The organism is Sinorhizobium fredii NGR234 (assembly GCF_000018545.1).
In the GTDB taxonomy this organism is placed as follows: domain Bacteria; phylum Pseudomonadota; class Alphaproteobacteria; order Rhizobiales; family Rhizobiaceae; genus Sinorhizobium; species Sinorhizobium fredii_A.
On sequence record NC_012587.1, the window covers coordinates 1,744,413 to 1,756,678 of the forward strand.

The window sequence follows — 12,266 nt, forward strand, 5'->3', positions numbered from 1 at the left end:
GCGGAACGATCGCCCTTTAGGCGATTCCCCGGCCACCCACCCCGGATTTGCAACCATGGATTGATTAAGTCCAAAGAGTTGCACCGATTACGAAATATAGCACTAGACAAAAACCGCCAGGCTAAACCATGTTTATTCTAGGGGCATGAATCGGTGTTACGGCATGACTAATCAACAGGCTGTCCTCGATCTGCTGGATATCGTGGAATATCGCGGGTGCGCGGACCCGCAACAGTTCTTCGCCTTGATGCGTCGCACGTTCGATATCGCGCATCTGCTCTATCTCGAAGCGGAGCCGACGGCCGAGGGGCTCAAGGTCTGCCGCCTGCATCACACCTTCGGCGCCTATGCCGAGGAGCTCTATCTGTCCCGCGGTCTCCACCGTATCGATCCGATCCTCCGGCTCGCGCTTGGCGGCGTGAGGCCCGTGGAATGGGCGACAGCGCGGCGCCGCTTCCCGGAGTGCGAACCGCTTTACGAGGCTGCCGAGGATATCGGCTTGTCCACGGAAGGCGTCGCTCTGCCGCTGCCCTCGCCGGCCGGACGCATGGCACTGCTGGCGATCAGTGCCAACATGTCGCCGCCGGAATGGGCCGAGTATCGTCGATGCCATCTGCGCGATTTCCAGCTGGCGGCCAATCTTTTTCATGCCTCGATGCTCGAGCAGGCGATGGCAGATGCGATCGACGACCGCGACACGCGATTGACCAGCCGGGAGACGGAGGTCTTGACCTGGTCGGCGGCGGGCAAGAGCTATTGGGAAATCGCGACGATCCTTGGCATTTCCGAACGCACGGTTCGCTTCTTCATGAGCAATGCGCGCCGCAAGCTCAATGTCGTGTCCAACACCCAAGCCGTTGCGCAGGCGGTCCGCCATGCGCTGATCCCCACCATCTAACGGGTGGATTTCCCATCTGAGCGCGATCCACACGCCGGAACCCCCACAAATTTTGTGGGAAAAATGCCCGGATTAAACTGTCACTACCGACAGTTACATGTGTCGCCCGACCCTGACAGCATCGCTGCATCGCGCAAAAACGATGGAGCGAAAGATGATCAGGATAGTGAACGGAAACGCTCGCGGGCAACACCCGCAGGCCATCGACGAGATGTTCCGGCTGCGCAAGCGCGTCTTCCATGACTTCTTGAAATGGGACGTCAAGACCGAGGGCAACTGGGAAATCGACCACTACGACAAGGCCAATCCACTCTATGTGATGTCCTATTCGCCGGAGACCGGAAAGCTGCGCGGTTCGCTCAGACTCCTGCCGACGCTCGGACCGAACATGCTGGATGACACATTCCCGATCCTGCTCGGCGGAAATCCGGAAATCCGCAGCGCTTCGGTCTGGGAATCGAGCCGCTTCTGCATCGAACCGGATATCTCCCAGGACCGGTCTTCGAACCAGGTGACGGTCGCCGCCGCCGAACTCATGTGCGGTGTCGGCGAGCTTGGCCTTGCCTCCGGCGTCAGCCACATCGTCACCGTCACCGACGTCTTCCTGGAGCGGATGTTCCGCCGGATGGGGTGCCCCGGAGAGCGCATCGCCGAGCCGCAGAGGATCGGCAGTGTCTACGCGGTCGCCATCGCCTGGGAAGTATCGAGAAGCCTGCTTCAAACAATGAAGGCCGTTGCCGCCATCGAAGGCACCGTGCTCGAACGGCCGATGTCGCTCGAAACCGCAAGGGCGGCCTGATCTGCCGCCGGGCCGTTCCCTCGGCCCGGCCCCGCCTGCTTCGACGGCGCATTAACGCAAACGCCGTCTTGTCGTTGCGCCCCCACGACAACATCGTATGATGTCGGAAAAGCAGGCGCCCCGGCTTGTCCCGCGACCAGCGGGGCGAAATGCAGGAAAAGACGAGTGTCACTGTTCCGACCTACGGCGTCCAGAAGGATGATGCGCCTTGCGGCGGCTTTGCTGCCGCTCGCCTTGGGCATGACCACGCAAGCCTCGGCCACCGGCGTCTGCGAACGTCTGAGCGCCCGCCTCGCACAATTGCCGGCGGCCTTCACCACGACTGCCAATCTTCGTGATTTCACCGGCGCGGTTTCGCGCCAGAACATCGAGATTCGCCGCGCCAAGAACGAACGGCGGCGTATGACATGCAGCAATGACTCGGTCGTCTACGTCGACAGCGAGAACGAGGCCGCCTGCGCCGAACTCGACGATGCGATCCTCCGGATGGAGGACAATCTGCGCACCCTCAAGGCGCAACGCCAGCATATGATTTCCAAAGGCAATGACGACATGCGCCGGCGTATCCTCGCCGCCTTGGAATTGAACGGTTGCTCGGGGGAATCCGGTCTCAATTGGGACGAGACGATCCAGGACGAGTCCGACCTCGAAGAGGCTCACGTCCACCGCAATATCCTCGAAGACTACCCACCGGACGGCGAAGACTATCCGCTGCTGTTCGACGGTGCTCCGACGGACGACTTCACGTTCATGGAAAACGGCCCGGCAGGCGGCTTCAGGACCATGTGCGTGCGGACCTGCGACGGAGCGTTCTTCCCGATTTCGTCGAACGCCACGCCGGCCGACTTCGCGCGCGATACCGAGCTTTGCCGGGCACGATGCCCCGGCGCCGATACGGAGCTCTACTATCACGTCCTCGCTACCGAGGAGAGTGAGCAGATGGTTTCCGCGTCGACCGGCAGACCGTACACCGAACTTGGCAACGCCTTCGCCTACCGCACGCGCGGCGTCGGCGCGCCCGGCGTCTGCGGCTGCCAGATTCCCAAGGTCGCGACGGATGAGAACAATCCAGCGCCAGGAACCAGACTTTCGGTGGTCAGCCCCTCTGTCGTAACGATCAAGGGCAGCGCTCTGCCGGCGTCCGGATCGCTGCGCGCAAAGCCTGTCGAGGAACGTCCCTACGACCCGGCGACCAACAAGGTCCGCATCGTCGGTCCCGCCTTTCTGCCGCAGGAAGAGAGCGCCATCGATCTCAAGAACCCTCGGGGATCACGCTACCAACCGCTGCAGAATGAATGACCTGATGCATGTCGCCCAAAAGTGCGCCGCGGTTTTGGGATAACGACATGCATAGATGAGAACCGTCCGCGTGAATCCATTTGACTGTGACGCGCTTCAATCGGGAAACCGTTCCTCGCCGTCGCGAACGCCCCATCCTTCCTCGAAGATCAGCTCGTCGAGGGGCAAACGTTGCCGCCAGCCCTTCACGGCCAGTTCGGGCTGCTGATAGAGCCGGTCGACAAAGCCGAGACACAGCCAGGCGACGATTTCGATGTGTTCGGGTATCCCGAGGATCGCCTTGACCTCGGCCTCGTGGAAAATGCTGACCCAGCCGACGCCGACACCCTCGGCCCGCGCCGCGAGCCAAAGGTTCTGGACCGCGCAGACTGTCGAATAGACGTCCATCTGCGGATTGTGCGTGCGTCCGAGCACCACGGCGCCGCCGCGCGTTCGGTCGCAGGTCACGCAGATGCTGAGCGGCGCCTTGCGTATGCCCTCGAGTTTGAGCGATCGATATTGCGCCTGCGCCTCACCGGAAAACATGCCGGCGGCTTCCTCATTGGCACGGCGGAAGGCCTGCCAGACTCTCTCCCGGGTCTCGCTCCGGCGCACGAGCACGAAGTTCCACGGCTGCATGAAACCGACGGACGGGGCGCGATGCGCCGCATTCAGCAAGCGGGCAATCAGCGGCTCGGGCAGCGGTTCGGGCGAAAATTCATCGCGTACGTCGCGGCGCGTCTCGATGGCGCGATAGACGGCAGCGCGCTCGTCCGGCGAAAAGGCACCGGCCGCCGCAAGGCAACCGCTTGGGTCAGGCAGCATCGTTCGATCCCCAACAATGCACAACCTCCCGCCGTCCATACGGGGCCGGTCTATCTTGCCAGGCCGGTCTTCTGACTTTGGATCACTCGGCCGAACCACCTTCCCAGATCGCTTCAAGACCCAGTGGCAAAGCTCTGAAAACCTTCACAGCTCTCTTGGCGCAGCCGTCCCCATCACAGCGTTGGGCACGTGCCGGAATTCAACCGGCTTCCCGATTCTCCCGCAGCAAGCGGGCACCTGACGGCCGCATATGGGCACAGGCGCCGGCGAAAGGCAAGGCAAGCTCCAGTTTTCGAAACTCCGAGCTCAGGACGCCGGGCTATAGCGCACGAATGCAAAGGCATCGCCGTTTGGCGACCAGTTCGGAACGTTCATCGTGCCCTGCCCGCCGAAGAGTTCGAAGAGGACGCGCGCATTGCCGCCTTCCGGGTCCATCAGCCGAAGCCGCACATCGAGATCGCGCGGGTGGTCGAAGACATCGCCATCATAGGACAGCACCAGCAGGTGCCTGCCGTCCGGCGACGGATGCGGGAACCAGTCGCCATAGGGGCTGTCGGTAATGCGCTGGACATCGCTGCCGTCCGGCCTCACCCGCCAGATCTGCATGCGACCGGTGCGGCTCGAATTGAAATAGATCCACGCACCGTCCGGCGACCAGTCCGGACCATCGTTGCGGCCCTCGCCATGCGTGAGACGCCGCTCCTCGCCGCCATCGACCGAGATCGTATAGATGTCGAAGACCTGGTCGCGGATTCCGCAATAGGTAAGCATGCGCCCGTCAGGCGACCAGCCGTGCCAATAGGACGGCAGGTTCCCCGTCACCAGCCGCGGCGCGCCGCCTTCGCTCGGCAGCAGATAGATCGCCGACTTGCCGAACTCGGTCTTGTCGCTGATCGCCAGCGTATTGCCATCCGGCGAAATGCCGTGGTCGTTGTTGCACTGGCCGGCGAAGCCGGTGTCGATCTCCGTTGGCTCCGCACCGTCGACGCCAAGCCGATAGAGCCTGCCGTCGCCGTTGATGATGAGGAATTTTCCGTCCGGCGACCAGTTCGGCGCCTCGACCAGCCGCTCCGTCTGCCAGACGACGCGCGCCTCGCCGGTCGTAATGTCGAAGATCTCGACCGAGCTCCGCACCGCTAGCCCCTGTCGCGGAAACGGTTGGTGATCGGATAGCGGCGGTCGCGGCCGAAATTCTTCTTGGTGATTTTCACGCCCGGTGCCGACTGCCGGCGCTTGTACTCGGCAATGTAGAGCAGGTGTTCGATCCGGTGGACCGTCGCCTCGTCATGCCCGCGCGCGACGATTTCCTCGGTGCTCAGTTCCCGCTCCACCAGGCACTCGAGGATATCGTCGAGCACCGGATAGGGCGGCAGCGAATCCTGGTCGGTCTGGTTGGGCCGGAGTTCGGCCGACGGCGCCTTATCGATGATATTCTGCGGGATGACCTCGCCGGAAGGACCGAGCGCGCCCGGCGGCACGGCCCCATTGCGCCAGCGCGACAGCCCATAGACCTGCATCTTGTAGAGGTCCTTGATCGGGTTGAAGCCGCCGTTCATGTCGCCATAGAGCGTGGCATAGCCCACCGACATCTCCGACTTGTTGCCGGTGGTGACTACCATCGAGCCGAACTTGTTGGAGATTGCCATCAGGATCGTTCCGCGGGCACGGCTCTGCAGGTTCTCCTCGGTGATCCCCGACTCGGTCCCCTCGAAAGTATCGGCGAGCGCATTGAGAAAACCTTCGACCGGCTCCTCGATCGCAACCACGTCATAGTAGCAGCCGAGTGCCTTGGCGCAGGCTTCGGCGTCCTTCAGCGATTCCTGCGACGTATAGCGGTAGGGCAACATGATTGTGCGGACACGCTCCTCGCCGAGCGCATCGACGGCGAGCGCCGCGCAAATCGCAGAATCGATGCCGCCGGAAAGGCCAAGGACAACGTTCTTGAAGCCGTTCTTGTTGACGTAGTCGCGAAGGCCCAGCATGCAGGCGCGATAGTCCGCCTCGTCGCTTTCCGGCAGGCGCGACTGCAGCCCGCTTGTCGAGACCCAACCGTCCTCGGCGCGCGCCCACTCGGAGATCGACAGGGCTTCCTCGAACTGGCTCATCTGGAAGGCGAGCGATTTGTCGGCATTGAAGCCGAAGCTTGCGCCGTCGAAGACCAGTTCGTCCTGCCCGCCGAGCTGATTGGCATAGATCATCGGCAAGCCGGTTTCTATGACCTGCTTCAGGACGATCTGGTGGCGCACATCGACCTTGCCCCGATAATAGGGCGAACCGTTCGGAGAGAGCAGGATTTCAGCGCCGCTTTCCTTGAGCGTTTCGCAAACGCCAAGCTCTCCCCAAATGTCTTCGCAGATCGGGATGCCGATGCGGATGCCGCGAAAATTCACCGGCCCGGGCATCTCGCCTGCGTCGAAGACGCGCTTTTCGTCGAATTCTCCGTAGTTCGGCAGGTCCACCTTGTCGCGGACGGCGACGATCTTGCCCGCGTCCAGCACGGCCACCGAATTGTGCCGCTGCAGGGAGGCCTGACGGGGAAAGCCGATGATCACGCCCGGCCCTCCGTCCGCCGTTTCCGCGGCGAGTTTCTCGACGGCCCGCAGGCATGCAGCCAGAAACGCCGGTTTCAACACTAGGTCTTCCGGGGGATAACCGGAAATGAAGAGCTCGGTGAACAGCACCAGGTCGGCTCCCTGGCGTGCCGCGTCGGCACGCGCTTCGCGCGCCCTTGCCATGTTGCCGGCGATGTCGCCGACGGTCGGATTGAGCTGGGCTACGGCGATCCGCAGCTTTGAAGGTACGGCTTTTTGTGGGGTCATGGCAGGCCTGTCGATGTTTCCTCGGCGAATGCAACCAGCTTAGGTTTTGTTCTTAACGCATCCGACGGCAAAAAACCCACACTCAATCGTCGTCGCAGCGGAAAAATTCCAAAAACGCCTGCAGTTCCCGCCCGTTAACGGCGCGTGGCGCGGCCCTTCGACGCGGCCGGAACCTGGGGATCACCATAGCCGTTTTGCCATTCATCCCCTGTTCAAGATGACAGTCGTATGACAGTTGAACGAAAGATTTGTGACATTGGAGAAGCTGTTGGCCAGTATCGATTCCGCCGCGAGAGGCTCTCAGGTCCTTGTCGAAAGGCCAGGCTTTTCCGCCCGACACGCCAAGACCCTGGCAGGCACCCGCAGCGCGCTATTTTCGCTCTTGATGGCGATGGCGACTGTCTTTGCGGTCGAGCTCATCGTGCGCCAGTCGACCTCCGAAACGATCGCCTATTTCATCGATCCGATGCGGCCGGCCTGGACGACGATTGCCGCATTCTTCCTCGTCATGCTGGCGCTCGACGCGCTGTTCGGACGCGAACACAAGGGCGCGCTGCTCGTCGCTCCGCTCGCCATCGTCCCGGCCTTTATCTGCCAGCAGAAGCAGGTCTTCCTGTCCGACCCGCTTTACCCGACCGATTTCCTGTTCGGCCGGCAGATCATGGAATTGATGCCAGTTCTGGTGAAGGACAGGCCGTGGACCGCCGTCGGCATCGTTCTCGGCATCTTGGCGACCATCGTCGCCATCGGACTATTGCTGCGCTACGCCTGGCGCAACTTTCCGAAGCTGACGCGCCGGGAGCGCCTCGCGCGGGTCGCCTTTGCGCTGCCGCTGCTCGTCGCCTTCTGGAACATCATGGACTACAACCACTTCTCGTGGATCCGTGACCGGCTGCGCGTCATTCCGATCATGTGGGACCAGACCGAGAACTACCGGCACAACGGCTTCGTGCTTGCCTTTGCGATCAACCTGCCGATGGCGAATGTCAGCGCCCCGGCCGGTTACATGGCAGATGCGATCGACCGCATTCCGGTGAAGCCGCTTCCCGCCGGAACCACGCATCGCGGCAAGCCGGACGTCATCGTGCTGATGAGCGAATCCTTCTGGGATCCGACGCGCCTACCCAAGGTCAAGCTGACGCCCGATCCCATGCCGACGATCCGCGAACTGCAGGGCGGCAATGTCTTCTCGCCCGAGTTCGGCGGCATGACGGCCAATGTCGAATTCGAAGCGCTGACAGGCTTTTCGAACGCCTTCCTGCCCTATGGCAGCATTCCCTACCAGCAATATATCCGCAATCCGATCCCGTCGCTCGCCACGTTCTTCCGCGGCGAAGGCTATGTCTCGCGCGCCATCCACCCCTTCCAGGGATGGTTCTGGAACCGCACCGCCGTCTACAAGGCCTTCGGCTTCGATACGTTCCGCTCGGAGGAAAACATGCCGCCGATGCAGAAGCGCGGCATCTTCGCCTCGGATGAATCGCTGACGAAGGAGATCATCCGTCAGGCGGACACGACGGACGATCCCTTCTTCTTCTTCGCCGTGACGCTGCAGGGCCATGGGCCGTACGAGGCGAATCGCTACACGAAGAACACGATCAAGGTCGAGGGCGACCTGCCGGAAGCGGATCGCCAGGTTCTCGCCACCTATGCACAGGGCATCAAGGAAGCCGATGACAGCCTGAAAATGCTTATGGACTGGGCGAAGAACCGCGACCGCGAGACGATCATCGTCCTCTTCGGCGACCATCTGCCGCCGCTCAACACGGTCTACACCAGCACGGGCTACATGAAAGACGTGACGGCAGAGCGCAAGGGACCGAAGGACCAGATGAAGGCACAGCACGAAACGCCGCTCGTCGTCTGGTCGAACAAGACAGGGGCGCGCAAGGACATCGGCAGCATCAGCCCGGCCTTTCTCTCCTATCAGATCCTGAAGCAGGCCGGCTACGAGCACCCGTATTACACCGGCTTCCTCGGCAAGGTTCACGACCATTTCCGTATTCTCGACCGCTACATGCTGATCCGCAAGAACGGCAAGGAAGTCGCCGATTGGCTGCGTCAGCCGAAGATCCCCCCGTCCCTGCGCGACTATCGCTTCCTGCAGCACGATATGATGTTCGGCAAGCGCTACAGCACCGAGCGCTTCTTCAAGTCCCACGCCGAACTCTTCAGCGCCGGCTCGTAAGTCAGAACAGCAGCGATAATCGTCCCGGCCTCCTGCCGGGACGAGACCATTTCGGGGGTCTTGCTCGGCAAAAAGCCGAAACCCCATTCTCTCGGCGGCCCGAGGTCTGTCGCGTCCATAAGCGGCCTTTTCCAAAAAAGCGTCAACCTGAGCGCGAGTCAGCATCCCCTAATGTTATAGTCGATACGGGAAGTTAACGATTTTCGCGCATCGTACAGATGCATGGGAAAATTCATATCAACTATGAATTTTGCGGAGACGCTGCTATGTCCGTTTTCCAGTGCCACTCGCGAGAATTGAATGTCAGCCCCCGTTGCTCGCTCGCCGGCGCCAGCCGCGGCCTGAAGACTCGTCGAGTTAACATTTGCGTGAACCCAAACAGCGGGCTTGCGCGTTTAGGCCAAGGTGAGATTCTATGTTGATTGCACCGGGGCACGGATTATGCGGGGCGTCCGGTGCGTGGAGAGATCGGGAGCACGCGCAGCAGATGCAGCGGCTTGCTGGGAAGGAAGAAGCCGAACGGAACACTCCACCCGCCTTCACGGTGGATGCCCTGTTGCAGAATCCTCAATTCCTCGAGGTCTTGCAGGCCGGCGCGCGTACCCTGATTTCCATGAACGATCTTTTTCCGCGTATTGCGCGCCTTGTCGCGGCCCACCAGAAATGGATGCTGACGCAGGCTGCCTATGCCCTGCATCTGGAGCGCGACCGGGACAATGCCGACTCGGGCATAACGGCAGCGCGATTACTTAAGATCATGCGCGAAACGGGCGCCGCCAGCCGGAACACGGCAACGGCCTTCCTTGGAGAACTCATCGCCTACAAACTGCTCCGCCCCGCAAATGGCGGGCGCACCAAGAGGACCCGCCCCCTCGAGCCGACCGAAATCAGCGAGAACGCCATGCGGCTCTGGTTCAAGACGCAGATGAGCACCCTCGATCTACTGGATGGAGGATCACGGGTAAGACGCGTCGAATCCGATCCGGCCATATTCGAGCGCGCTCAGCCTCGTGTCGCAAAACGGCTGCTCTCGGACACGAGATGGACGCAGCCTCCCGAAAGCGTTGCGATCTTCGTCTGGTCGGAATCCGGCGGGGTTATTCTCGACGACCTCATGGCGCGTCCGCCAAATCTCCTCGCCGTTGACGGCAAGGTCTGGGTAGACGTCAACCTTGCGAGGCTTGCGGAGCGCTACCTGATCTCGAACACGCATATTCGCCGCCTGTTTGCGCGCGCGGAAGCGGCCGGCTTCATCGGCAAGGGAGACGCCGGGGAGCGTGGCCGGTTCTGGTTGAGCAGCCGGCTTGTCGAGGAATACGCCTCGTGGGAAGCCGTCAAGTTCGAGGCGCTGGCGGATGCCTTCGACCAGGCCGCGGTCCCACTTCCCTGACGCCAAGCGCGTGGCGCTTACTGAGACGCCTCGGCGAAGCGCGGCAGGTCGTCGCGGATGTCGTAGAAGTCGCCCTTGTCGGCGCAGAAGATGTGATAGCCGGGCTCGAGCCCGGTCGGCCCGTCAAATGTCCCCGCCAGGATCGAGGTATAGTCGAGATCGTCCGCCTTCCAGAACAGCGCCGAACCGCAATGCCGGCAGAAGCCGCGTCGCGCTGCACTGCTGGAGCGATACCAGGTAATCTCGTTGGCGCCTTGGACATCCATATGGCTGTCGAGCACATTCGTGGCGGCGTAGTAGAGTCCCGTCTGCTTTCGGCACTGGGAGCAGTGACAATAGATCAGCTCTCTCAGTTTTCCCCGCGTCTTGAAGCGCACCGCGCCGCAAAGGCAGCCGCCTTCGTGGATGTCCGTCATTCCCCTCTCCCTTGCAGCAAAAAGCCGGGTCAGCTTCACAAAGCTGACCCGGCCCTGTCAAATTCAGAAGTCGCGCCCATGGTTCAGAAAAATTGAGCCATCGGCAGCGGCTGCTCAGGCGTTGACCGCCATCTTCTTTTCGTCACGGCCGCCCTTCATCCGCTCGGCAAGCAGGAAGGCGAGCTCCAGCGCCTGGTCGGCGTTGAGACGCGGGTCGCAATGGGTGTGGTATCGGTCGGCGAGATCGTCACCGGAGAGCGCGCGTGCGCCGCCGGTGCATTCCGTCACGTCGTTGCCGGTCATCTCGATGTGGATGCCACCCGGATGGCTGCCCTCGGCGCGGTGGATCTGGAAGAAGCTTTCGACTTCCGAAAGAATCCGCTCGAAGGGCCGGGTCTTGTAGTTGTTGAGCGTGATCGTGTTGCCATGCATCGGGTCGCAAGACCAGACGACCTTCTTGCCTTCGCGCTCGACGGCGCGGATCAGGCGCGGCAGGTGCTCCGCGACCTTGTCGTGGCCGAAGCGGCAGATCAGTGTCAGGCGGCCCGCTTCGTTGGCGGGATTCAACAAGTCGATCAGTTCCAGCAGACCGTCGGCTGTCAGCGACGGACCGCATTTCAGCCCGAGCGGGTTCTTGATGCCGCGGCAATATTCGACATGCGCATGGTCTGGCTGGCGCGTACGGTCGCCGATCCAGATCATATGGCCTGACGTGGCGTACCAGTCGCCGGAGGTCGAATCGACGCGCGTCAGCGCCTGCTCGAAGCCGAGCAGCAGCGCCTCGTGGCTGGTGAAGAAGTCGGTCTCGCGCAGGCTCGGATGGTTCTCCGAGGTGATGCCGATCGCCTTCATGAAATCCATGGTCTCGGAAATCCGGTCGGCAAGCTTGCGATAGCGCTCGGCCTGCGGGCTGTCCTTGACGAAACCGAGCATCCATTGATGGACATTCTCGAGATTGGCGTAACCGCCCATCGCGAAGGCACGCAGCAGGTTGAGCGTTGCGGCGGACTGGCGGTAGGCCATGATCTGCCGCTCCGGGTTGGGGACGCGCGCCTGTTCCGTGAATTCGATGCCGTTGATGATGTCGCCGCGATAGCTCGGCAGCGTGACATCGCCCTGCTTCTCGATCCCGGAGGAGCGCGGCTTGGCGAACTGACCGGCGATGCGGCCGACCTTGACGACCGGCTGTTGCGCCCCGAAGGTCAGCACCACCGCCATCTGCAGGAAGGCACGGAAGAAGTCGCGGATCGTATCGGCACCGTGTTCGGCGAAGCTCTCGGCGCAGTCGCCGCCCTGCAACAGGAAGCCACGGCCCTCGGCCACGTTGGCGAGCGCACTCTTCAGGCGCCGAGCCTCGCCGGCAAAGACGAGCGGCGGAAACTTCGCAAGACGGCCTTCCACGGCCTCGAGGGCCGTGTGGTCCGGATAATCCGGCACCTGCTGAATGGGTTTTTGCCGCCAGCTGTTCGGAGTCCAAGTCTGTGCCATTTCCATCACCTGTTGTCTGACGCGGCCGGGGCCGCATCGCGCCCCTGCGGCCCTCAAGCCGCCCGGCATTCGGAGAGTTTGATCAACCCGGCAATCTGGCCGGTCCAAGCCGCCACGTCCGCACGAGCCGGTCACGTCGCGGATGCGGGCTTATAGACGTTAACA

General features: G+C 62.1%; 10 protein-coding genes and 1 riboswitch. Of the genes, 5 read left to right on the plus strand and 5 right to left on the minus strand.

Annotated features, from left to right (window positions below; translation table 11 throughout):
- Positions 1 to 163: 163 nt before the first annotated feature.
- The 3 genes from NGR_RS19695 (at position 164) to NGR_RS19705 (ending at position 2,996) form a co-directional block, all read left to right on the plus strand.
- The gene (locus tag NGR_RS19695; RefSeq protein WP_012708223.1) at positions 164 to 898 is read left to right on the plus strand and encodes a helix-turn-helix transcriptional regulator; all 735 of its coding nucleotides are present in this window, start codon (positions 164 to 166) and stop codon (positions 896 to 898) included.
- Between the two features lie 154 nt (positions 899 to 1,052).
- On the plus strand, positions 1,053 to 1,697 hold the full coding sequence (locus NGR_RS19700) for an acyl-homoserine-lactone synthase (RefSeq protein ID WP_012708224.1): 645 nt from the start codon (positions 1,053 to 1,055) through the stop codon (positions 1,695 to 1,697).
- A gap of 198 nt (positions 1,698 to 1,895) precedes the next feature.
- The gene (locus NGR_RS19705; protein WP_164924347.1) at positions 1,896 to 2,996 is read left to right on the plus strand and encodes a DUF2865 domain-containing protein; all 1,101 of its coding nucleotides are present in this window, start codon (positions 1,896 to 1,898) and stop codon (positions 2,994 to 2,996) included.
- 96 nt (positions 2,997 to 3,092) lie between these two features.
- On the opposite strand, the gene bluB is transcribed toward NGR_RS19705, so the two are convergent.
- From bluB to NGR_RS19720, 3 genes are all read right to left on the minus strand, one after another.
- On the minus strand, positions 3,093 to 3,800 hold the full coding sequence (gene bluB / locus NGR_RS19710) for a 5,6-dimethylbenzimidazole synthase (RefSeq protein WP_012708226.1): 708 nt from the start codon (positions 3,798 to 3,800) through the stop codon (positions 3,093 to 3,095).
- A gap of 44 nt (positions 3,801 to 3,844) precedes the next feature.
- A riboswitch (cobalamin riboswitch) is annotated at positions 3,845 to 4,056 on the minus strand.
- A gap of 50 nt (positions 4,057 to 4,106) precedes the next feature.
- Positions 4,107 to 4,934, minus strand: coding sequence for a TolB family protein (locus NGR_RS19715; protein WP_012708227.1), 828 nt, complete (start codon positions 4,932 to 4,934; stop codon positions 4,107 to 4,109).
- A 2-nt stretch (positions 4,935 to 4,936) separates the two neighbouring features.
- Complete coding sequence (locus NGR_RS19720) at positions 4,937 to 6,619, minus strand: NAD+ synthase (RefSeq protein WP_012708228.1); 1,683 nt, start codon at positions 6,617 to 6,619, stop codon at positions 4,937 to 4,939.
- 268 nt (positions 6,620 to 6,887) lie between these two features.
- On the opposite strand from NGR_RS19720, the gene NGR_RS19725 reads away from it, so the two are divergent.
- Entirely contained in the window at positions 6,888 to 8,807 is a 1,920-nt protein-coding gene (locus NGR_RS19725; RefSeq protein WP_164924348.1) for an LTA synthase family protein, read from the plus strand.
- Positions 8,808 to 9,294: 487 nt separating this feature from the next.
- On the plus strand, positions 9,295 to 10,197 hold the full coding sequence (locus NGR_RS19730) for a hypothetical protein (RefSeq protein WP_164924349.1): 903 nt from the start codon (positions 9,295 to 9,297) through the stop codon (positions 10,195 to 10,197).
- Positions 10,198 to 10,214: 17 nt separating this feature from the next.
- Here NGR_RS19730 and NGR_RS19735 read toward each other — a convergent pair whose 3' ends face one another.
- A complete protein-coding gene (locus NGR_RS19735; protein WP_012708231.1) occupies positions 10,215 to 10,613 on the minus strand; it encodes a GFA family protein in 399 nt (132 codons plus the stop codon).
- 114 nt (positions 10,614 to 10,727) lie between these two features.
- Positions 10,728 to 12,101 (minus strand): class II 3-deoxy-7-phosphoheptulonate synthase, encoded by a 1,374-nt coding sequence (locus NGR_RS19740; protein WP_012708232.1) that lies wholly within the window; start codon positions 12,099 to 12,101, stop codon positions 10,728 to 10,730.
- Positions 12,102 to 12,266: the final 165 nt, after the last annotated feature.